The organism is Thalassobacillus sp. C254 (assembly GCF_001310615.1).
The window spans coordinates 328,633-351,595 of sequence record NZ_BAXQ01000001.1 but is presented as its reverse complement, the minus strand read 5'-3'; the positions used below and the strand labels follow the sequence as shown (position 1 = coordinate 351,595).

Here is a 22,963-nt window from a genome sequence, read left to right as displayed (position 1 = left end):
GACATGAGCAATGGAAAAATTATCGTAGTGGGTGGCGGTCTTGCTGGTCTTATGGCGACCATCAAAGCTGCAGAAGCAGGTGTCCAGGTAGACCTTTTATCCTTGGTTCCTGTTAAACGTTCTCACTCTGTATGTGCACAAGGCGGAATTAATGGTGCAGTAAATACAAAAGGGGAAGGGGATTCTCCTTGGGAACACTTTGATGATTCTGTTTACGGAGGAGACTTTCTTGCAAACCAGCCTCCGGTAAAAGCAATGACAGAAGCGGCACCTGGCATTATCCATCTTATGGATCGCATGGGTGTAATGTTTAACCGTACTCCGGAAGGTCTTCTGGATTTCCGCCGTTTCGGTGGAACACAGCATCACAGAACGGCATTTGCAGGGGCGACTACTGGTCAGCAGCTTCTTTATGCATTGGACGAGCAGGTCCGTCGTTATGAAGTAGCTGGCCTTGTGACAAAGTATGAGGCTGGGAATTTCTTTCAGCCGTAATGGATGATGAAGGTGTTTGCCGAGGCGTTACTGGTCAGAACCTTCAAAGCATGGAAATTCAAAGCTTCCGCGGTGACGCTGTTATTATGGCAACGGGCGGACCAGGAATCATCTTTGGAAAATCAACGAACTCAATCATAAACACAGGGTATGCGGCTGCTGCTCTTTATAAGCAGGGCGTATACTATGCTAATGGAGAATTTATTCAAATTCATCCGACTGCTATTCCGGGAGACGATAAGCTTCGTCTAATGAGTGAATCAGCACGTGGGGAAGGCGGACGAGTCTGGACCTATAAAGACGGTAAACCTTGGTACTTCCTGGAAGAGAAATATCCTGCATATGGTAACTTGGTACCTCGTGATATTGCCACTCGTGAAATCTTTAATGTCTGTGTAGAGCAAAAGCTTGGCATTAACGGGGAAAACATGGTTTATCTTGACCTCTCCCATAAAGATCCTAAAGAGCTTGATATCAAACTCGGTGGAATTATGGAAATTTATGAAAAGTTCATGGGAGATGATCCTCGTAAGGTTCCTATGAAAATATTCCTGCGGTTCACTATTCAATGGGCGGCATGTGGATTGATTATGACCAAATGACAAATATCCCAGGATTGTTTGCTGCGGGTGAGTGTGATTATTCCCAGCATGGTGCGAACCGCTTAGGGGCTAATTCATTATTATCAGCGATTTATGGCGGAATGGTAGCCGGACCGAAAGCTGTGGAGTACATGAAAGGCCTTGAGAAATCAGCTGAAGATATGTCTTCTTCTATTTACGAGTCACAAGTGAAGAAAGAAGAAGAACTTCATGATAAAATAATGAATATGGATGGCGAGGAAAATGCTACGTCCTTCATAAAGAACTTGGCGAATGGATGACTGACAATGTGACAGTGTGCGTGAGAATGAAAATCTCCTAAAAACTGATGAAAAGATTCAGGAACTGCTTGAGCGTTGGGAAAACATTAATATGAGTGACACAGCAAAATGGAGTAACCAGCTGCTACATTTACACGCCAGCTTCATGGGATGCTTCATCTTGCCAGAGTGATTACCCTTGGTGCTTATAACCGTAATGAATCACGTGGAGCTCACTATAAGCCTGAGTTCCCAGATCGGAACGATGAAGAATGGTTGAAAACAACTAAGGCTAAATATAACCCAGCGAAGGACGCTCCTGATTTCGAATATGAAGACGTCGATGTATCTCTTATTACACCGCGGAAGCGTGATTATTCAAAAGCAAAAGCGGGCAACAAACAAGGAGCTGGTAAATCATGAGTGAAGATAAAAAAATTCGCTTGATCGTCACCCGCCAAGAAGGACCGGATAAGGAACCATTTGAGGAAGAATTTGAAGTCACCCATCGCCCAAACATGAATGTGATTTCTGCATTGATGGAGATTCGCAGAAATCCTGTGAATAAAAACGGCAAAGCGACCAATCCAATAATCTGGGACATGAACTGCTTGAAGAAGTATGCGGGGCATGTTCTATGGTGATAAATGGTAAGCCGCGTCAATCATGTACGGCCCTAGTGGATCAGCTTGAACAGCCAATTCGCTTGGAGCCTATGAAAACCTTCCCTGTAATCCGTGACTTAATGGTAGACAGAAGCCGGATGTTTGATTCTTTGAAAAAGGTGAAGGCATGGATTCCTATTGATGGAACATACGATTTAGGACGGGCCTCGAATGGCAGAAAACAAGCGCCAATGGGCTTATGAGCTTTCAAAATGTATGACGTGCGGAGTTTGTTTAGAAGCATGTCCGAATGTAAATGAGCGCTCTAACTTCATCGGACCAGCCCCACTTTCCCAAGTTCGTTTGTTTAATGCTCACCCAACAGGTGAGATGAATAGTGCTGAACGTTTAGAAACAATTATGGGAGATGGAGGACTAGGAAACTGCAGTAATTCTCAAAACTGTGTACAATCTTGTCCAAAGGGTATTCCTTTAACAACTTCCATTGCGGCTCTAAACCGTTCTTCAACAGTTCAGTCTTTCAAAAACTTCTTTGGCAGTGACAAGCAGTAATTCAGTAATTGTATAAATTATAAGAAGGCCTCTTTCATAGAGGCCTTGCTTAATTTATAGATTCATATCCTTAAAGAGAAAGGGTTAACGAGATGGCCAAAACAATACCGTATATAAAAAATTTTAATGAGTGGGTGAATGAGTTCTCATTCAGTACAGAAGTGAAAGTCCGTTTTTCGGAAACTGATGCTTTTGGGCACTTAAATAATACAAACGCATTTGTGTATTTTGAAGAAGCCAGAATTGATTTTTTAAGCATTTAGGTTTAATGGATGAGTGGTTGAAAGAAGAAAGTTCCACTATTGTGGTTACTGCCGACCTCCAGTGCAATTACTTGAGACAGGTTTTCTTTGATGAGAAATTATCCGTGTATGTAAAAGTCAATCATGTCGGAAACACATCACTTGATATACACTATCTTGCTGTGAACAACGAGGGCTCCTACTGTTTAACGGGACGAGGAGCGATAGTTCAAATTTCAAAATTCAGCGGTAAGTCGGTACCCTGGAATGAGGAAATGCTATCAGATCTAAATGAGAAGCAGGCAAGCCTCCAATAAGAAAAGGTTATAGGTACCAGTTTATTTTTTATAATAAATGGTGGCTATGTTTGAGAACAGGTAACGGTTAAACAATTGATAACATAGGATATGGGTGACTAAGTTCTTTCTTCAATGATATGCACCTCTAAGAAACCAGGTTAGAGGAGACTGCAGTCTATGCCAGAAAGGGTGACATCATTGAAAGAAATGGAACGCGGCCCGCGCTCTCTTCTTACCAAGCGGGAGCGAGAAGTATTTGAACTTCTTGTTCAAGATAAAACAACAAAGGAAATCGCCGGCCAATTATATATTAGTGAGAAAACGGTCAGAAATCACATCTCAAATACGATGCAAAAACTGGGGGTAAAGGGGCGCTCCCAGGCCGTAATTGAATTAATCAGGCTTGGCGAGATTCAAATTTAATAAGTGCCGGCTGCTCTCTTTGAGGGGCCGGTGTTTTTTATTGGATAAAAAGCGGCCAATGGCCTTTTTCTGGTCAAAATATGTAATTTTACCTAAAGAGTGTTTAATACTTGTTTGGGTAAATGCACAATGCTATAATAACTTTGAAATAAGGGTTACTGCCTAAACTGAAAACGCAAACATGATTTACGTGTTACTGATACGATCAGGCATGAGTAAATAAGTGATTGACCATATAAAGAATCATTTTCACTTCTTTATAAGGTTGATTCATTTTACTCATGCCTTTTTTTATGCTTTCAGCTCATCTTTTAGGTTGAAAACCGCATGTTTGTGGTAACGTAAGTAAAGGACATTATAAATAACAGGAAGGCTTCCTTATTCCTTACTCACTAAAATAAAACAAATAGTAAAGGGGTTATTATCATGCAAGAGCAAACGTTTACAATTACTGATGAAACTGGAATTCATGCACGGCCGGCAACACAGCTTGTCAACAAAGCAGGTCAGTACTCTTCTGACATTACCTTGGAATACAACGGTAAATCTGTGAACTTAAAATCAATCATGGGCGTCATGTCTCTTGGAGTTGGCAAAGGAGCAGAAGTCACAGTGAAAGCAGAGGGCTCTGATGAAGAAGAAGCGCTTAACGGTGTGGCAGAAGTAATTAAAGAGGGGTTAGGAGAATAATGTCTTTAAACCTTACTGGTATTGCCGCCTCTAAAGGCATTGCAATTGCCAAAGCATTCTTATTGGAAACACCGGAGATGGATCTTTCAAAGAAGGAAGTAACAGATACGGATCAAGAGATTAAGCGTTTTAACAACTCCCTTGCTAAAGCCAAAGAAGAACTCCAGCTCATTAAAGAGAAGACGTTAAAAGAAATGGGAGAAGACAAGGCTGAGATTTTTTCAGCTCATCTTCTTGTCTTATCAGATCCGGAAATTATCGATGGAGTCACGAACAAAATTAAAGGCGACAACGTGAACGCTGAATTTGCGATGAAAGAAGTTTCTGACACGTTTGTTTCCTTGTTTGAAAACATGGATAACGAATATATGAAAGAACGGGCTGCCGATATCCGTGATGTATCTAAACGGGTTCTTCTTCACCTTTTAGGTGTAGAGAACACAAGTTTAGCTACAATTGATGAAGAAACAGTAGTTATCGCTGAAGATTTAACGCCTTCAGATACTGCCCAATTAAACTTAACATACATTCGCGGGTTTGCTACGGACATTGGCGGGCGTACGTCCCATTCTGCTATCATGGCTCGTTCCATGGAAATCCCTGCCGTGGTAGGAACAAAAAATGCTACAGAGACAGTGAAGAACGGAGATCTTGTTATTGTAGACGGCTTGGAAGGTGATGTGCTCATCAACCGGAAGAAGAGGTAGTCAAACAATACCGGGAAAAGCTTGAAAAATTCAACGCTCAACGAAAAGAATGGGAAAAGCTTATCAATGAACCATCAGAAACAAAGGACGGCCATGAAGTAGAGCTGGCAGCAACATTGGAACTCCAAATGACATGGAGGGTGTGCTAAGCAATGGAGCTCAAGGAATTGGATTGTACCGTACGGAGTTTTTGTATATGGGAAGAGACCAGCTTCCTACAGAAGAAGAGCAGTTTGAAGCGTATAAAACAGTAGTCGAAAAGATGGAAGGCAAACCGGTAGTCATCCGTACCCTTGATATTGGAGGAGACAAAGAGCTCCCATATCTTGACCTTCCAGAAGAAATGAACCCATTTTTAGGATTTAGAGCGATTCGACTATGTTTGGAACGGACAGATATTTTCCGTACACAGCTTCGTGCTCTTTTACGGGCAAGTTCTTATGGAAACTTGAAAATCATGTTTCCCATGGTAGCCACTCTAGAAGAAGTTAGGCAGGCTAAAATGATTTTAGCAGAAGAAAGAGAACAGCTGATTGAAGAAGCCGTGAATGTTTCCGAGGATATTGAAGTAGGAATCATGGTAGAGATCCCTTCCACAGCTGTGGCAGCAGAACTGTTTGCAAAAGAAGTTGACTTTTTCAGCATCGGCACTAATGATTTAATTCAGTATACACTTGCTGCTGACCGTATGAGTGAAAAAGTATCACATTTATATCAGCCTTACCATCCTGCCATTTTACGACTGGTGAAAAGTGTAATTGAAGCAGCTCACAAGGAAGGAAAATGGGCAGGAATGTGTGGAGAAATGGCTGGGGAAGAAACAGCCGTACCCCTTTTATTAGGTCTAGGACTGGATGAATTTAGTATGAGTGCTACTTCTGTGCTTCCAGCCAGGTCACAAATAAGAAGCTTAACTAAAAAAGATGCAGAAAAGCTAGTAGAGGAAGCTTTAACGTTATCTACAGCTGATGAAGTGGCAGAGTTAGTAAAAGAAAAAGGGTTTATCTAGTTCAACCTTTCCTGTTTTAGGACATCCTGCCAGAGTACCATGCCGCCTGAAGTAAGCAGGCGGCATTTTTTATGGGTGAAATGACTTTTTTTTCGCCGCTGCATATAGTGAAAGTAAGACTCGGAGTTCACGTAATGTTCCTCTTAAAGGCTTGCAATTTCAAAAGAAAACAGAGAAAATAAAACCAGATTGTGAATCTCGGGAGGCTGTAGAATGGCGGACAAAACCCAAGTTGCAGATATAGAAAAATCCTTGCGAAGAGTATCGTATATTGTAAAGCAGCGCGGCAGGGAAATATTAGACCAGTTTCCTATTACTCCCCCTCAATTTGTAGCCTTACAATGGCTCCATGAAAGTGGGGATATGACCATAGGAGATTTATCTAACAAAATGTACCTTGCCTGCAGCACCACAACGGATTTGGTTGATCGAATGGAGAAGAATGAACTTGTTGAAAGAGTCAAAGATACAAAAGACCGTCGTGTTGTCAGGATTCATCTTCTTGAAAAAGGGGAAAGTATTATCCGGGAAGTCATACGAAAACGACAGGAGTATTTAGCAGATGTACTCATCCATTTCTCCGAAGAAGAAGTGAATTCACTAGAGAAGAACCTTTCGTCCCTTCACCAGGTGATGATAGATAATGACCAGCGAGGATGAAAAATTTTCCTTCTCGTAAGTGGTAAAATCATATAGAAATTGAGGGAATGTAAGTGGACCAACCAATTGGTGTAATTGATTCAGGGCTTGGTGGCTTAACTGTTGCAAAAGAGATAGCAAGACAGCTGCCTAAAGAAAAGATGATATATATCGGGGATACTGCTCGCTGTCCATACGGGCCTCGTCCTACTGAAGAAGTGCGTACATATACGTGGCAAATGATAGACCGGTTGATGGACAAGGATATAAAAATGCTTGTGATTGCCTGTAATACAGCCACAGCTGTGGTTCTTGAGGAAGTAAGACAGGAACTTCCTATTCCTGTGGTCGGCGTTGTTCAGCTGGTGCCATTGCAGCACTAAAGCTGACTCAGACAGACCACGTGGCAGTGATAGGAACAAACGGTACGATAACGAGCCGGGCATATGAACGGCACTTAAGACAATAAACGCACAAATAAAAATAGAAAGCTTGGCGTGCCCTCCGTTTGTTCCTCTTGTTGAGCAAGGAATGTGTGAAGGGGAAGAAGCTTTAACTATTGTAAAGCAAACATTGGCTCCGTTAAAAGGGAAATCATTTGATACTTTAATTCTGGGGTGCACCCATTATCCACTTCTTTACGATGTCATTCAACAAGCCGTCGGGGATGATATTATACTCATTTCTTCTGGAGATGAAACGGCCAGGGAAGTAAGTACTTTGCTTTATCACAATGGTCTTCAGTTTACAAGTGACCGTGAGCCTGAACATATTTTTTATACGACAGGGTCTTCTGAACAGTTTCGCACGATCGCGAACCGCTGGCTGGATGTAAAAATAGATAAGGTGAACCCCATTACTTTGGAAGCCATATCATAATACTAATAAGGGTTAAGAGGGTTTCCCAACAGTTTATCTTGTTGGCGAAACCCTCTTTTTACATATTACCAATTCTTGGCATATGTTAAGAAAGTTCAAGCTTTTAGGGCGTAACATGTTCTCAGTCCCGCCTTTTTCGTTCCCATCATCGTTTCTTTTGCTCACAGGCAGCATAGCAGTTCGTTAGCCGGCATCTCTCTCCCCTTTTTGTGACAATACCTTTCAAGCCCTAGATGAAGGTTTTTTGCTATCAATACGGCCCCTGTATAAAATGCTTGGTCTATTTCAACCTGGTACTCGTATACATAAAAGTACAAACAGGTATGGGAGGGAATAGATCATGAAGAGAGCAATCATCAAAGGGGTGTCTGGAGCAGCTGTCCTTGGTCTGTTGTTAAGCGGGTGCGGCTTTGGGAATAATGAAGCTGGTCAAGAAATGGACTCCCCTCAAATTGATTATATAGATGAGGGGACTGATTTAGAAATGGAGGCAGGAAACGAGGTCGACGGCACCTCTGAAGAAGAGGGAGCAGAATCAGAAGAGGGGTCAGCAGAAATAAGTGAGGAAACTGTTGATAGAGAAATATATTTGTTAGACGAAGATGGGATGGTTGTTCCCCAAACCTTGTCGCTGCCAAAAGAGGAGGGGGCGCTTAGACAGGCGTTAGAATACCTGGTTATTGATGGCCCTGTTACTCAAATGATTCCAAATGGCTTTCAAGCCGTACTGCCTCCCGGGACAGAGATAGATGTTCATTTAACAGAGGACGGAACAGCAGTGGCGGACTTTTCTCCAGAATTCGAAGAATACCCGGCAGATAAAGAATTATCAATCCTTCAATCCATTACATGGACATTGACACAATTTGAAAACGTAGAAGAAGTTCAAATTAGGATTAATGGCTACGATCAAGAAGTAATGCCTGTAAATGAAACGCCTATTGGAGATGGGTTAAGCCGGTCGAATGGGATCAATCTTGAAACAGGAAACGCAAGCGATCTCACCCAGAGTGAAAGTGTTTCAGTGTATTTCCTCTCTCAAAAGGGAGAGGAAGTATACTATGTCCCAGTCACTCGCAGGGTAGACCGGGAAAAAGACCAAATGGAGAGTGTGGTTGAAGAATTGTTGGAGGGACCAGAGCACGAGAGTTCTTTGTTATCGGACTTTAGAAATGGAGTAGAGTTAACAGAGGAACCGACTGTTGAAGCTGGCGTTGTCTCTCTTACTTTTAATGACCAGATTTTAAGCGAACTTGAAGGCACTGCGATTTCAAATCATGTGTTGAACACTCTGGCACTTTCCTTTACTGAACTGGAGGGTATCGAGGAAGTAGCAGTCAGTGTAGAGGGGACAGATGAAGTTCTGACTACTTCTGGTGAGGTTTTGGCCGAGCCTGTTTCCAGACCTGCCCAGGTCAATACAGGAGAATTTTAGAACTTCTAATCAAAGTCTGCTATAATCAATTAGGAATCAGGGAAGGTGGCTCTGCTTAAGCTGCCTTCTTTCATGTTCCTAAGCGGAAATTTCCTGTTTTTTCTTGCTGGAGATAGTGTAATACATATACATAAGGCGATCAAAAGAAAGAGATACTTGAAGACGAGGAGGCAAACAAGATGACAAGGATAGACGGCAGAGAAACAAACCAGTTACGACCTGTAACAATAGATAATGACTTTTTAAAACACCCGGAAGGTTCCGTGCTTATAACGATTGGAGATACGAAAGTTATCTGTACAGCCAGTATTGAGGAACGGGTGCCTCCATTTATGAGAGGAGAAGGGAAAGGCTGGGTAACCGCTGAGTATTCCATGCTTCCAAGGGCTACGGAACAAAGAAACATACGAGAAGCAGCAAAAGGCAAGCTTACAGGAAGAACAATGGAAATCCAAAGGTTAATTGGACGGGCTCTTCGTTCTGTAGTGGAACTTAGCAAGCTTGGAGAAAGAACGGTCTGGGTAGACTGTGATGTAATTCAGGCAGATGGTGGTACAAGAACGGCATCAATCACCGGAGCATTTGTTGCAATGGTCCTTGCACTGAAAGGTCACGTGGATAATGGCAAACTGAAAGAGCTTCCTGTAAAGGAATATTTAGCTGCTGTTTCTGTAGGAGTTGACCCTGAAAGAGGCGAGTTGCTAGACTTATGCTATGAAGAGGATTCCGCTGCGGACGTAGATATGAATATCGTAATGACCGGTAATGGTGAATTTGTAGAGCTTCAAGGTACAGGAGAGGAAGCTACATTCTCCAGAGCGCAGCTTAATCACCTGCTGGAGCTTGGTGAAAAAGGGATAAAGGAATTATTTCTTATCCAAAGAGAAGCAATTGGAGATGCTTCTGCGTTAATTAACACGAAAACAAAGAATGAGGAATCAACGGATGAAAAAGATCATTCTAGCTTCAAAAAATAAGGGAAAGATTAAAGAACTGGAAGAAATGCTTGAAGGGGAAAATATAAAAGTGACTTCATTGTTAGACGTGGAATTTGAAGATATACCCGAAACAGGAGAAACCTTTGCTGAAAATGCTAAGATCAAAGCAGAGGCTGCAGCACAAGCTTTTAATTCCCCTGCAGTGGCAGATGATTCCGGATTGGAAATAGATGCATTACAGGGCAGGCCTGGTGTCTATTCTGCAAGGTATGCAGGTGAAGAGAAAAGTGACGAAAAAAACATGGAAAAGGTTCTGCAGGAATTGAAATACGTTCCGGTTAACCAAAGAAGTGCCCGCTTTGTTAGTACCATTGCTGTAGCGGTGCCTGGCAAGGAGACTCTGGTTGTAGAAGGTATAGTTAACGGTGTAATCACTGAAAAAAAGCAAGGGGACAAAGGATTTGGATACGATCCAATCTTTTACGTGCCAGAGCTGGGCAAGACGATGGCAGAGCTGCTCCTGAAGAGAAAAACAGAATCAGTCACCGGAAACGAGCGTTAGAAAAATTGCAAAAAAGATGGAAAGATATTCTTTAAAAAGTGAGGGTTATGTGTGAAGCTGCTAGTAATGAGTGACAGCCATGGGGTCAAAAAAGAAGTAACAGAGGTAAAGATGCGCCATCAGGAAGTGGAGCATGTGATTCATTGCGGTGATTCTGAATTGTCGACGGACGCTCCTGAACTTAAAGGAGTGCTGGCTGTAAAGGGGAATTGTGACATAGGGGATTTTCCTGAGGAACGAGTTGAACAATTAGGGGATCTGACGGTTCTTGTAGCTCATGGCCATTTATATAACATCAAAATGAGTCTTGCTTCTTTGACTTACCGGGCCGAAGAAGCAGGAGCAAACGTTGCTTTTTTGGCCATTCGCATCAAGCAGGTGTACTTGAGGAGAATGGAGTCGTTTATGTAAATCCAGGCAGCCTGCTTTTGCCTCGCGGCTATCCAGTCGCTTCATATGCTATCGTAGAAGCTGAGAATAATAAGGTTTTATCGGTTTCTTTCTATGAGCAGGGAAGCGGAAAAGAAATAACGGAATTATCCAGAAAATTTTAGTTCAAAGGGAAAAGGAGATTTTTTTATTTCTCCTTTATTTCCCCCTTGACTGTTAGCGGCTGATGAGTTATATTAATATATGTCGCCGATGAGTTCTTGCTTATTTTCATGTCCCAGTAGCTCAGCAGGATAGAGCAACGGCCTTCTAAGCCGTCGGTCGGGAGTTCGAATCTCTCCTGGGACGCCACTTATATTGCTTACATAATATTCTAGCCTTCCTTACACAACAAGGAAGGCTTTTTTAGTTTTGGCTCTAATAAAGGTGATTGTTAATTTTTAAAAGTCATTTGATTATAAATAAAATCCCGAGACGCCTTCGGAAATAGCATTAGCGGAAGAAGAGGCTGGAAGCTGAAACAATGCCCGTGGCATAGAAGATACCGTGAATGCGAATGTCGTGAATTGTTAATGCTTTTGTATTTATACCTTTCGTGAAAGGGAAAACCAACAATAAAAGGTAACAAAGCCTTTATTTTTCATTTCATGCTTTACATGCGACTTAGTAAGCATTTACCCCAGAGTCTGTATGGTCTCGTTTCATAAAACTATATTGATATTATATCCCTTCTCCTCCCTCTATGTTTTTCATGACCTTACAACCAGGAAAGTCTTTTTTCTTTTTACACAACATTCAATTAATGAATATAAAAATATGAAGACATTGAACCCTTTAACAATAATACTGAAAGCGTTATCATAAGAAATTATATAATTTGAATCGTCGGATAATTTTTAAAAGTGGTTGACCACTTCCCCTAATGGGCGTATTATAAACGTCAAACACATTTTGTAGTCAAGAGAAGAACAATTGCCCTCTGCAGGAGAACAAAAGGGCAATAATGATATAATTTGTGAACCTATTATTAGCTAGATTTTTTCGAATATTTAAGCAGACATCAGGGGTGATTAGAGTGGGTGAACAATGGATCTATTTAAACGGAGAGTTTGTAAAAAAGGAAGATGCTAAGATCTCTGTTTATGATCACGGCTTTCTTTATGGAGATGGAGTGTTTGAAGGGATACGCGTATATCATGGGAATGTCTACAAACTAGAAGAGCATTTAGAGCGTCTCTTCAATTCAGCTAAATCAATTATGCTGAATATTCCATACACAATGGATGAATTAACAGACATTATTGTTCAAACCCTCAAAAAAATGCATTGCGGGATGCATATATACGCCTGGTGGTCTCTCGTGGAGTAGGAACCTGGGGTTAGATCCAACTACCTGTGCAAAGCCGCAGCTGATTGTAATAGCTGAAGAGCTTGCCATATATCCTAAAGAATTATATGAAAGAGGGCTTGAAATCGTCACAGTGGCTACTCGGAGAAACCGACCGGATGTATTGAGCCCAAAAGTGAAATCTCTAAACTATTTAAATAATATATTAGTTAAGATAGAAGCAGTCTGGCAGGAGTAAGTGAAGCATTAATGCTGAACAATGAAGGGTATGTAGCAGAAGGTTCCGCAGACAATGTCTTTATTTTGAGAAAAGGCGTATTGTTAACTCCTCCAGGATACATCGGGGCACTAGAAGGAATTACAAGAAACGCAATTGTGGACCTTGCTCTAGATATGGGCTACGAAGTAAAAGAAGAGCCATTTACCAGACATGATGTCTACACAGCCGATGAAGTATTTTTAACAGGGACAGCTGCTGAAGTCATTGCGGTTGTAAAAGTCGACGGCCGTGAAATTGGAGAGGGAAAACCTGGTCCAGAGACACAGCGTTTACTGAAAGCTTTCCGTCAAAAAGTCGTAGAAGACGGAGTCAAAGTATACTCTAAAGAATCAGAAGTAGAAGTAGGATAGCAGAGAGAGATGCAGTGGGAGAGATAAAGATGCGAAGCGACATGATAAAAAAAGGGATTGACCGCGCTCCTCACCGGAGCCTGCTTAGAGCTACAGGGGTAACAGAAGAGGATATGGATAAGCCGTTTATCGGTGTTTGTAATTCTTATATAGATATCATTCCAGGACATATGCACTTAAATAAATTTGCTGAAGTGGCGAAGGAAGCAATCCGTGAAGCGGGAGCTATCCCATTTGAATTCAATACCATTGGAGTGGATGATGGAATAGCAATGGGCACATAGGGATGAGATATTCTCTACCCAGCAGAGAGATTATCTGTGATGCAGCAGAAACAGTGATTAATGCCCATTGGTTTGACGGAGTGTTCTTTATTCCTAACTGTGACAAAATCACGCCGGGAATGCTTATGGCTTCAGTAAGAACCAATGTCCCTTCCGTTTTTGTCTCTGGTGGGCCAATGGAGGCCGGAAGAACAAAAGAAGGAAAATCCCTTTCTCTTGTTTCTGTCTTTGAAGGAGTTGGAGCTGTAGGGTCAGGCAAAATGACAAGGGAAGAGCTTCTCGAAATTGAGCAGTCTGCCTGTCCTACTTGCGGTTCTTGCTCAGGAATGTTCACAGCTAACTCTATGAACTCGTTAATGGAGATGCTAGGCTTGGCACTTCCTGGAAACGGCACACTGGTAGCCACATCTGAAGAAAGGCATCAGTTGATCAAGGATGCAGCTAAGCATTTGGTAGAGTTGATTAAAAAGGATATTCGTCCAAGAGATATCGTTACAAAAGAAACGATTGATGATGCGTTTGCTCTTGATATGGCAATGGGCGGGTCAACTAATACAGTACTTCATACCCTGGCCATCGCAAATGAAGCAGAAATCGACTATGATCTCCGACGAATTAACGAGGTCGCAGAGAGAGTCCCTTATTTAAGTAAAATTAGTCCTGCTTCTGATTATTCCATGGATGATGTCCATAAAGCAGGGGGAGTATCAGCGATTATTAAAGAGCTGGCACAAATTGATGGAGCTATACATCCTGACAGGATCACAATCACAGGAAAAAGCATTTACGAAAACGTAAAAGATGCAGAAATTCTGAATGATGACGTGATAAGGCGCAAAGGCAATGAATACAGCCCTGTGGGCGGTCTTTCCATCTTATACGGAAACCTTGCTCCTGATGGGGCAGTAATAAAGGTTGGAGCTGTTGATCCTTCTATTAAAAGGTTTGAAGGGGAAGCCATTGTTTTCGAATCCCAGGACGAAGCAATTGAAGGCATTAACAATGGGACCGTTAAAGAAGGGCACGTAGTGGTCATTCGCTATGAAGGACCTAAAGGCGGGCCGGGAATGCCAGAAATGCTTACACCGACTTCCTCTATAAGCGGACGGGGGCTAGGAACAAAGGTTGCTTTGTTAACCGATGGACGCTTTTCAGGAGCATCGCGGGGCATATCAATTGGCCATATTTCGCCGGAAGCTGCTGAAGGAGGACCCATTGCATTTATCGAAAGTGGGGACAAAATAACAATCGACCTTCCTGATCGAGGATTACATGTAGATCTATCAGACGAAGAACTTGCTGAGAGAATGGAAGGATGGTCGGAGCCGGAACCAAAAGTGAAAAAAGGGTATCTTGCCCGTTATTCTAAATTAGTTACTTCTGCTAACACTGGCGGAGTAATGAAGTACTAATTTCATAAAAAACACGCAGAAGAGGAAAAGTAGCTATTGAAAAAGGAACCAACAGAGAGCCGTGGATGCTGAGATACGGTGCTTCCTTCAATAGTGAACTCACCTCTGAGTGTCGGTATGAAAGGCGACAAGTAATACCGGCCGAGTAAGTGACATAAGTTCTCTTACTCGTTATCAAAAAGAGACGACGATGATTTCGTCGCCGCTGAGGCAGTGCAATATCTGTGTGCTGTGAAGAAGGGTGGTACCGTGGAAAGGAGACCTTTTCACCCCTTTAGTCGATTGTTTCGGCTTTTATAGGGGAGAGAAGGTTTTTTTCATGCCTTGATAAGCGCAGTTAGAAGTGAAAAATGCAGATAAATAGTCATACTTCCTGGAGTAGAATGTCAGAAAACCACATATAAGGAGGAGGCAATCATGAGTACGAAAGCAGAGGAGAAAAAAGAAATGCGAATGGAAGAAGAAAACCAAGAAATCACAGGGTCAAGTATGCTTATCCGTGCACTGGCTAAGGAAAATGTTGATGTAATTTTTGGGTATCCGGGAGGAGCAATTCTCCCAACGTATGATGAAATTTACCGCACAGGCATTCGCCATATTTTGGCACGGCATGAGCAGGGCGCCATTCATGCAGCTGAAGGTTATGCCAGAGTGTCTGGGAAGCCTGGTGTATGTGTTGTTACCTCTGGGCCCGGGGCAACGAACGTAGTAACTGGCATCGCGGATGCAATGATTGATTCACTGCCTCTTGTTGTCATTACAGGACAGGTTGCAACTTCTGTTATCGGTACGGATGCTTTCCAAGAAGCTGATATGATCGGTGTTACCATGCCGATTACAAAGCACAACTACCAAGTGCGCAGTATTAAGGAACTGCCTCGTGTGATTAAGGAAGCCTTTCACATTGCGACTACGGGTAGACCTGGACCAGTCCTCATTGACTTGCCTAAGGATGTATCTGTAGATAGTGGTTTGTTTGACTATGATCAAAAGCTTGAGCTTCCAGGCTACCAGCCGACTGTGGTGCCGAATAAGATTCAAATCAAAAAGCTGACAGATGCTGTGACGGAAGCTAAGCGACCGGTTATTTTAACAGGAGCAGGCATCCTCCATGCCCATGCTTCTTCAGAGCTTTTCTCCTATGTTGACCAGCAGCAGATTCCAGTGGTCAGTACTCTGTTGGGATTGGGAGCCTTTCCTGGAGATCATGAACTCTTTCTAGGAATGGCGGGTATGCACGGAATGTATGCCGCAAACATGGCTCTTCATAAATGTGACCTTTTGATTAATGTGGGAGCTCGATTTGACGATCGTCTAACAGGCAGCCTGGCTCATTTTGCTCCAGAAGCGAAAGTGGCGCATATCGATATTGATCCCGCTGAAATCGGAAAAAATATCGATACCCAGATCCCTGTTGTTGGAGATGCGAAAAAGGCACTGGAAATGATGATTCAAGCTAATGGCAAGCCTTCTCAATGCGATGAGTGGAAGAAAGAGGTGAAATCCTGGTGTCAGGAATATCCTCTCTGGTACGAAAAAGAAGAGGGGATTATTAAGCCTCAGGAATTAATGGAATTGGTATATGAGGTTACTGAGGGAGAAGCCATTGTTACGACTGATGTGGGCCAGCATCAAATGTGGGCTGCGCAGTATTATAAATTCAATAAGCCAAACCGTTGGGTGACTTCCGGAGGTTTAGGCACTATGGGATTTGGCTTCCCATCAGCCATCGGCGCACAATTTGCTGAACCGGAGACTCCAGTGGTATCCGTGCTGGGGGATGCGGGCTTCCAGATGACAGCCCAGGAACTTTCTATCCTTCAGGAGCTTAACCTCCCTGTGAAGATAATCCTGGTTAACAATGCATCTCTTGGAATGGTCAGACAATGGCAGCAGCTCTTCTATGAAGAACGCTACTCAAATTCTCTGTTTCCAATCCAGCCTGACTTTGTCAAACTAGCAGAGGCTTACAGCATTAAAGCTCAGAAGGTTGATGATCCAAGTGAGGTAAAAGAGGTGCTTCGTGAAGCAATGGCATACGATGGTCCGATGCTGTTGGACTTCCGAGTGAAGAAGGATGAAAATGTCTATCCTATGATCGCCCCAGGAAAAGGGCATCACGAAATGGAGGGGATCAAACCATGAAAAGAACAATCATAGCTACTGTTAACAACACATCTGGTGTGTTAAACCGAATTACCGGGCTTTTTGCCAGAAGGCATTTTAACATAGAGAGTATCACTGTAGGAATCACTGAGAATCCATCTATTTCAAGGATGACATTTGTGGTAAATGTTGATGATCACCGGTCTCTTGACCAAGTGATCAAACAGCTTAATAAGCAGGTGGACGTACTAAAAGTCCGTGACATTTCCGACGAAGCAATTGTTGCAAGAGAGCTGGCATTAATTAAGGTGGTTGCTTCTCCCCAGCACCGGGGGGAACTAGCATCCCTTGCTGCTCCATTTAGAGCTTCAATTATTGATGTTGGCAGAGAAAGTGTCACGATTCAGGTGACAGGAGACCACCAAAAGGTGGAAGCTCTTATTGATTTGTTAAAGCCTTATGGAATTAAAGAGCTAGCAAGAACTGGGATTACCGCCTTCAAACGAGGCACTAAGAAAAGTGTTTTTGAGGGTTCAAGGTATTCTATCATCAATTAACTAAATTATATAAAAAAAAGGGAGAGATTTATTATGGCAAAGGTATTTTACAATGGAGATATTAACGAGGCAGTATTACAAGACAAGACAGTTGCAGTAGTAGGATATGGTTCTCAGGGCCATGCTCATTCCCAAAACCTTCGCGAAAGTGGAGTAAACGTAGTCATCGGTCTTCGTCCAGGAAAATCATGGGATAAAGCAGAAGAAGATGGATTTGAAGTACTTACCGTGCGTGAAGCTGCAGCCAAAGCTGATGTAATTATGGTGCTTCTTCCAGACGAATATCAGCCAACCACATACAAAAATGAAATCGAGCCAGAATTAACTGAAGGTAAGTCTCTTGTATTTGCACACGGATTCAATATTCACTTTAACCAGGTTGTTCCTCCGGAAAATGTTGACGTATTTATGGTCGCTCCAAAAGGTCCGGGGCACATTGTAAGACGTACATTTGAAGATGGAGCTGGCGTGCCGGCACTTATTGCTGTATACCAGGATGCAACAGGAAATGCAAAAGACTTGGCTCTTGCTTATGCAAAGCAAATCGGCGGCGGAAGAGCTGGAATCCTTGAAACTACATTCCAAGAGGAAACAGAAACAGATTTGTTTGGTGAGCAGGCAGTACTTTGCGGTGGTACTTCCGCATTAGTGAAAGCTGGTTTTGAAACTTTAGTAGAAGCAGGATATCAGCCTGAGGTTGCTTACTTTGAGTGCTTACATGAATTAAAACTAATTGTTGATCTTATGTACGAAGGCGGCCTTGAAGGAATGCGTTATTCCATTTCTGATACAGCACAATGGGTGATTTCCAGGCAGGTCCACGTGTTGTTACAGAGGATACAAAAGATGCTATGCGCGGGATTCTTTCTGACATTCAAACCGGAAAATTTGCTAAAGGCTGGATCCTTGAAAACCAGGCTAACCGCCCAGAGTTTAATGCAACAAATGATAGAGAAAACAAGCACCTTATCGAAGAAGTGGGTCGTGAGTTGCGTGAAATGATGCCATTTGTTAAAGGACGATCTAAAGGAGTGGTAGGAAGTGCAAAAAATTAACGTCTTTGATACGACACTTCGCGATGGAGAACAGTCTCCGGGAGTTAATTTAAACTTTGAAGAAAAAATGGAAATTGCCAAGCAGTTAGAGCGGCTCGGTGTTGATATTATTGAGGCAGGATTTCCTGCCTCCTCCCAAGGAGATTTCAGGTCAGTAAAAGCGATAGCTGATCAGGTAAAAGGAAGCTCTGTAACGGGTTTATCTCGTTCTTTGAAAAAAGATATCGATGTGTCGTGGGAAGCGTTAAAAGGAGGGGCTGAACCAAGACTGCATGTATTTATAGCCACTTCGCCCATTCATATGACTCATAAACTGCAAATGACTCCTGACCAAGTCATCGAGCAGGCAGTAGAAGCTGTTACGTACGCTAAAAAGAGGTTTCCTCATGTACAATGGTCAGCGGAAGATGCTTGCCGATCTGATTTAGACTTCCTTGTCAGAATTATAGAAAAAGTCATTGACGCAGGAGCGGAGGTTATTAATCTTCCTGATACTGTAGGATACATCACTCCAGAAGAAATAAAGAACATGTTCAGCTATATTAAGACTAATGTTCCTAATAGTGACAAAGCTAAGCTGTCAGCGCACTGTCATGATGATCTTGGAATGGCTGTTGCGAATTCACTTGCTGCGATTGAAGGCGGGGCTGAGCAAGTAGAGTGCACCATTAATGGAATAGGTGAACGTGCGGGCAATGCTTCCCTGGAAGAAATTGCAGTAGCATTGAAAATCAGAAATGATTTCTATCAGGCTACCACGGGGTTAACGCTACATGAAATCAAGAAAACCAGCAGCCTGGTAAGTAAATTAACTGGCATGGTAGTCCCTAATAATAAGGCCGTTGTGGGAGACAATGCGTTTGCTCACGAATCTGGCATTCATCAAGACGGCGTGTTGAAAGAGAAGACAACTTATGAAATTATCACTCCTGAGCTTGTCGGTGTAAACGCAAACCGAATGGTTCTTGGAAAGCTTTCCGGACGTCATGCCTTTAAAGAAAAAGTCAGGGACCTAGGGTACACAGCTTCTGATGAAGAGATAAACAAAGTCTTTAAATCCTTTAAAGAGCTGGCAGATAAGAAAAAGGAAGTCACTGATGAGGATATCTTCGCGCTTATGACTGATGAAAAGGTTGGAGCGGCTGTTAAGTATTTTGAGGTGGAAACTTCAGGTTAATTACGGGACGAACAATATACCAACGGCTACGATAACCATGAGAAATCCTAACCACGAAGTGATCCAGGAGGCTGCAACAGGTTCTGGTAGTGTAGAAGCTGTTTACAACACTCTAGAGCGGATTATCGGGCAAGAGGTTACCTTAACAGACTACCGGATTCAATCGATCAGCGGGGGCCGAGATGCGTTAGCTGAAGTGTTTGTAAAGGTTGAATTTCAAGGGATTGAGTCTACGGGAAGAGGCACAGCCCATGATGTGTTAGAAGCGTCAGCTAAAGCGTATATCAATGCGGTAAACCGGATTTTAAACCGTAAGAGCGGAGAAGAACAAAAAGCTGAAAAAGTTCAAATTTAACAGAGCCAAACCAATAAGGGGAGAATGTACATGAATAAACGTATTACTGTCCTTCCCGGGGATGGAATAGGCCCGGAAGTAGTAGAGGGAGCTATTAAAGTGCTTGATGAAGTGGCGGCTTTATATGGCCACAAATTTGATTATAATTACGAAAAAATTGGGGGAGTTGCTATAGATCAAGAAAATACTCCTCTCCCTGAACAGACAGTCAATGCATGTAAGGAAAGTGACGGAGTACTTTTGGGCGCTGTAGGGGGGCCGAAGTGGGATACTCTTCCAGGTGATATGCGTCCTGAAACAGGATTATTAGGCTTGAGAAAGGCCTTGAATCTTTTTGCAAACCTTCGTCCTGTTACTGGTCATGAAAGTCTAACTGATTCTTCTACGCTTCGTAAAGAAGTGGTAGATGGAGTAGATCTAATGATCGTGCGTGAACTTACAGGAGGACTTTATTTTGGAGATCCAAAAGAACGTCGTCAGGAAGACGGCGAGGAAGCAGCAGTAGATACTCTTTCTTATAAGCGTTCAGAGATTGAAAGAATTGTACGTCGTGCTTTTGACTTAGCAAAGTAAGAAGAAAGAAAGTGACTTCTGTTGACAAAGCAAATGTCCTGGAAACGAGCAGGCTGTGGAGAGAAGTAGCTGAGGAAGTCAGCAAGGATTATCCGGAGATTGAAATTGAGCATATGCTTGTGGATAACGCAGCTATGCAGCTTATCAGAGATCCGAAGCAATTTGATGTTGTAGTAACAGAAAATATGTTCGGTGACATTTTAAGTGATGAAGCATCCATGCTGACCGGTTCTTTAGGAATGCTTCCATCGGCAAGCATTGGAAGCGGAGGTCCTGGCCTCTATGAACCAGTACATGGCTCAGCTCCTGATATCGCGGGAGAGAAAAAAGCTAATCCGTTAGCAACCATTGCTTCAACAGCAATGATGTTAAAGTATTCTTTTAATATGGTAGAAGAAGCAGAAGCTCTTGACGCTGCTCTAGCTGAAGTGCTGACTCAGGGACATCGTACCGGAGACATCGCAAAGCCGGAAGATAAAGTATTAAACACAGAAGAAATGACTGAAAAAGTAATTGATCTTCTGCGCAAGCAGGTCAAAGCAGCGCCAAGTTCATAATCAGTGATAATTGGAAGGAAAGAGAGGGGAACATAATGGCACCAAAAACTATTATAGAAAAGATCTGGGACCGTCATACTGTCAAAGCGGAAGAGGGAAAGCCGGATCTTTTGTATATAGACTTACACTTGGTTCATGAGGTAACATCTCCCCAGGCTTTTGAAGGACTTCGTCTGGCTGAGAGAAAGGTTCGCCGTCCGGATTTAACATTTGCAACGATGGATCATAACGTTCCTACCACGGACCGGTTAAATATCACAGATGCGATTGCCAAAAAACAAATGGAAACTCTGTCAGCAAACTGTGAAGAATTCGGCATTGAAATTGCTGATTTAAATAGCCCGAATAATGGAATCGTTCACGTGATCGGGCCCGAACTGGGCCTGACGCATCCTGGTAAAACAATCGTTTGTGGTGATAGTCATACATCTACTCATGGAGCGTTTGGAGCTTTGGCATTTGGCATAGGCACAAGTGAAGTGGAGCACGTCCTGGCTACTCAAACGTTATGGCAGTCTAAACCAAAAACGATGGAAGTCCGGGTCAATGGCCGACTTGAAGATGGGGTTACTGCTAAAGATATTATTCTTGCCGTCATTGCTAAATTCGGTGTCGATTTCGGCACAGGACATGTCGTAGAGTATACCGGCGAAGCGATCAAAGGATTAACGATGGAAGAACGAATGACCATCTGTAACATGTCAATTGAAGCGGGTGCAAAAGCAGGATTAATCAGTCCGGACCAGGTAACTTTTGATTACTTGGAAGGCAGAGAGAAAGTGCCAAGTGGAGAAGAGTTTGAGAAGAAAGTAGCGGAGTGGAAAGACCTTGCCACTGATGAAGGAGCTGCGTATGACGCAGTATTAGAAATCAACAGTGAGGAAATCGAGCCTATGGTTACGTGGGGAACTAATCCTTCCCAGGGCATCGGAGTTAACGGACAAGTGCCGGATCCTGAGCAAGCCGAGGGTGTTGAAAAGAAAGCAATTCAGCAGTCTTTGGAATACATGGATTTAAAACCAGGCACTAAGGTAACGGATATCGAAATTCAGCATGTGTTCATTGGTTCCTGTACAAACTCTCGTCTCAGTGATATAAGAGCAGCTGCAAAAGTAGCGAAGGGACGCAAGGTTGCAGATGGAGTCAGAGCTATCGTTGTACCGGGCTCCCAGAATGTTAAGAAAGCAGCTGAAGCTGAGGGCTTGGATCAAATTTTTACAGAAGCCGGGTTTGAATGGCGCGAGTCAGGATGCAGTATGTGTCTAAGCATGAACCCTGATTTTGTTCCTGAAGGAGAACGTTGTGCTTCTACCTCTAACAGAAATTTTGAGGGGCGCCAAGGAAAAGGAGCACGTACCCACTTAGTCAGCCCTGCAATGGCTGCCGGAGCAGCTGTTACTGGAAAGTTTGTTGATGTAAGAACGTTGGAAAATACACCAGTTTAATATATACAAAGAAGGTGGAAGCATGGAACCGATTATTGTTCATACTGGAAAACCGGCAGTACTAAACAGAGTAAATGTGGATACAGACCAGATTATCCCCAAGCAATTTTTAAAAAGAGTAGAGCGTACCGGTTTTGGTCAATACCTGTTTTTTGACTGGCGCTTTAATGCTGACGGCACAGACAATGAAGATTTTGAACTGAATAAGCCAGAAGCAAAAGGAGCAAGTATCCTGATTGCTGATCATAATTTTGGCTGCGGCTCCTCAAGAGAGCATGCACCATGGGCGCTGCAGGACTATGGATTTAAGGTTATTATTTCACCTAGTTTTGCAGACATTTTTTACAATAATTGCTTTAAAAATGGTATCCTTCCCATTCGTTTGCCTGAAGAGACAGTATATACTCTCATGGAAAACAGTAAGGCTGAGCAAAATGAAATAACTGTAGACCTGAAAAATCAAACGGTTAAAGATCAAAGCGGGTATGAAACTAGTTTTGAAGTTGACTCTTACTGGAAAGAAATGCTGTTAAAAGGCTGGGACGAAATCAGTCTAACTCTCCAATATGGTGAAGATATTTCAGCATATGAAGAAAAAGTTCAAGCATAACACTAAGAAAGAGGCATCCATAGCGGCTGCCTCTTTTCTCTGGTAACACACTTGTGCTTTTCACATACTGAACCATAATATAAAGACAAGTTATAGAAAAAATCTA

General features: G+C 42.7%; 11 protein-coding genes, 1 tRNA gene, 11 pseudogenes and 1 other annotated feature. All 23 genes and pseudogenes read left to right on the top strand.

Annotated features, from left to right (window positions below):
- Positions 1 to 3 precede the first annotated feature (3 nt).
- The 23 genes and pseudogenes from sdhA (at position 4) to leuD (ending at position 22,857) form a co-directional block, all read left to right on the top strand.
- Positions 4 to 1,780: pseudogene (gene sdhA / locus JCM19033_RS01990) on the top strand (succinate dehydrogenase flavoprotein subunit).
- Positions 1,777 to 2,535 (top strand): annotated as a pseudogene (sdhB, locus tag JCM19033_RS01985) (succinate dehydrogenase iron-sulfur subunit). Before sdhA ends, sdhB begins: the two co-directional pseudogenes overlap by 4 nt.
- A gap of 92 nt (positions 2,536 to 2,627) precedes the next feature.
- Positions 2,628 to 3,094: pseudogene (locus JCM19033_RS01980) on the top strand (acyl-CoA thioesterase).
- A gap of 189 nt (positions 3,095 to 3,283) precedes the next feature.
- Positions 3,284 to 3,499, top strand: coding sequence for a response regulator transcription factor (locus tag JCM19033_RS01975; protein WP_100400900.1), 216 nt, complete (start codon positions 3,284 to 3,286; stop codon positions 3,497 to 3,499).
- Positions 3,500 to 3,925: 426 nt separating this feature from the next.
- Complete coding sequence (locus JCM19033_RS01970; protein ID WP_054635086.1) at positions 3,926 to 4,189, top strand: phosphocarrier protein HPr; 264 nt, start codon at positions 3,926 to 3,928, stop codon at positions 4,187 to 4,189.
- Positions 4,189 to 5,905: pseudogene (gene ptsP, locus JCM19033_RS01965) on the top strand (phosphoenolpyruvate--protein phosphotransferase). The gene JCM19033_RS01970 and the pseudogene ptsP overlap by 1 nt, the downstream one beginning before the upstream one ends.
- A gap of 213 nt (positions 5,906 to 6,118) precedes the next feature.
- Positions 6,119 to 6,565 (top strand): MarR family winged helix-turn-helix transcriptional regulator, encoded by a 447-nt coding sequence (locus JCM19033_RS01960; RefSeq protein WP_054635085.1) that lies wholly within the window; start codon positions 6,119 to 6,121, stop codon positions 6,563 to 6,565.
- Between the two features lie 53 nt (positions 6,566 to 6,618).
- Positions 6,619 to 7,423 (top strand): annotated as a pseudogene (gene racE / locus JCM19033_RS01955) (glutamate racemase).
- A gap of 340 nt (positions 7,424 to 7,763) precedes the next feature.
- Positions 7,764 to 8,858 carry a GerMN domain-containing protein gene (locus JCM19033_RS01950; RefSeq protein WP_054635084.1) on the top strand — a complete coding sequence of 365 codons (1,095 nt, stop codon included), beginning with the start codon at positions 7,764 to 7,766 and terminating at the stop codon, positions 8,856 to 8,858.
- Positions 8,859 to 9,037: 179 nt separating this feature from the next.
- Positions 9,038 to 9,835 (top strand): ribonuclease PH, encoded by a 798-nt coding sequence (gene rph, locus JCM19033_RS01945; RefSeq protein WP_054635083.1) that lies wholly within the window; start codon positions 9,038 to 9,040, stop codon positions 9,833 to 9,835.
- Positions 9,804 to 10,393: pseudogene (locus JCM19033_RS01940) on the top strand (XTP/dITP diphosphatase). Before rph ends, JCM19033_RS01940 begins: the two are co-directional and overlap by 32 nt.
- A gap of 31 nt (positions 10,394 to 10,424) precedes the next feature.
- Positions 10,425 to 10,912, top strand: a pseudogene (locus tag JCM19033_RS01935) (metallophosphoesterase family protein).
- Between the two features lie 110 nt (positions 10,913 to 11,022).
- A tRNA-Arg gene (locus tag JCM19033_RS01930) sits at positions 11,023 to 11,099 on the top strand.
- Between the two features lie 724 nt (positions 11,100 to 11,823).
- A complete protein-coding gene (locus JCM19033_RS24875) occupies positions 11,824 to 12,117 on the top strand; it encodes an aminotransferase class IV (RefSeq protein ID WP_269757911.1) in 294 nt (97 codons plus the stop codon).
- Positions 12,118 to 12,321: 204 nt separating this feature from the next.
- Positions 12,322 to 12,726 (top strand): aminotransferase class IV, encoded by a 405-nt coding sequence (locus tag JCM19033_RS24870; RefSeq protein WP_269757929.1) that lies wholly within the window; start codon positions 12,322 to 12,324, stop codon positions 12,724 to 12,726.
- 29 nt (positions 12,727 to 12,755) lie between these two features.
- Positions 12,756 to 14,422 (top strand): annotated as a pseudogene (gene ilvD / locus JCM19033_RS01920) (dihydroxy-acid dehydratase).
- Positions 14,423 to 14,429: 7 nt separating this feature from the next.
- Positions 14,430 to 14,699, top strand: a binding site (T-box leader).
- Between the two features lie 140 nt (positions 14,700 to 14,839).
- Positions 14,840 to 16,567: an acetolactate synthase large subunit gene (gene ilvB / locus JCM19033_RS01915; protein WP_054635082.1), complete on the top strand. Its 1,728-nt coding sequence runs from the start codon at positions 14,840 to 14,842 to the stop codon at positions 16,565 to 16,567.
- Complete coding sequence (gene ilvN / locus JCM19033_RS01910; protein WP_054635081.1) at positions 16,564 to 17,085, top strand: acetolactate synthase small subunit; 522 nt, start codon at positions 16,564 to 16,566, stop codon at positions 17,083 to 17,085. The genes ilvB and ilvN overlap by 4 nt, the downstream gene beginning before the upstream one ends.
- Positions 17,086 to 17,118: 33 nt before the next feature.
- Positions 17,119 to 18,140, top strand: a pseudogene (gene ilvC / locus JCM19033_RS01905) (ketol-acid reductoisomerase).
- Positions 18,127 to 19,672 (top strand): annotated as a pseudogene (locus JCM19033_RS01900) (2-isopropylmalate synthase). The pseudogenes ilvC and JCM19033_RS01900 overlap by 14 nt, the downstream one beginning before the upstream one ends.
- 30 nt (positions 19,673 to 19,702) lie before the next feature.
- Positions 19,703 to 20,802: pseudogene (gene leuB / locus JCM19033_RS01895) on the top strand (3-isopropylmalate dehydrogenase).
- Positions 20,803 to 20,837: 35 nt separating this feature from the next.
- Entirely contained in the window at positions 20,838 to 22,247 is a 1,410-nt protein-coding gene (gene leuC / locus JCM19033_RS01890) for a 3-isopropylmalate dehydratase large subunit (RefSeq protein WP_054635080.1), read from the top strand.
- A 22-nt stretch (positions 22,248 to 22,269) separates the two neighbouring features.
- Positions 22,270 to 22,857 carry a 3-isopropylmalate dehydratase small subunit gene (gene leuD, locus JCM19033_RS01885; protein WP_054635079.1) on the top strand — a complete coding sequence of 196 codons (588 nt, stop codon included), beginning with the start codon at positions 22,270 to 22,272 and terminating at the stop codon, positions 22,855 to 22,857.
- Positions 22,858 to 22,963 lie beyond the last annotated feature (106 nt).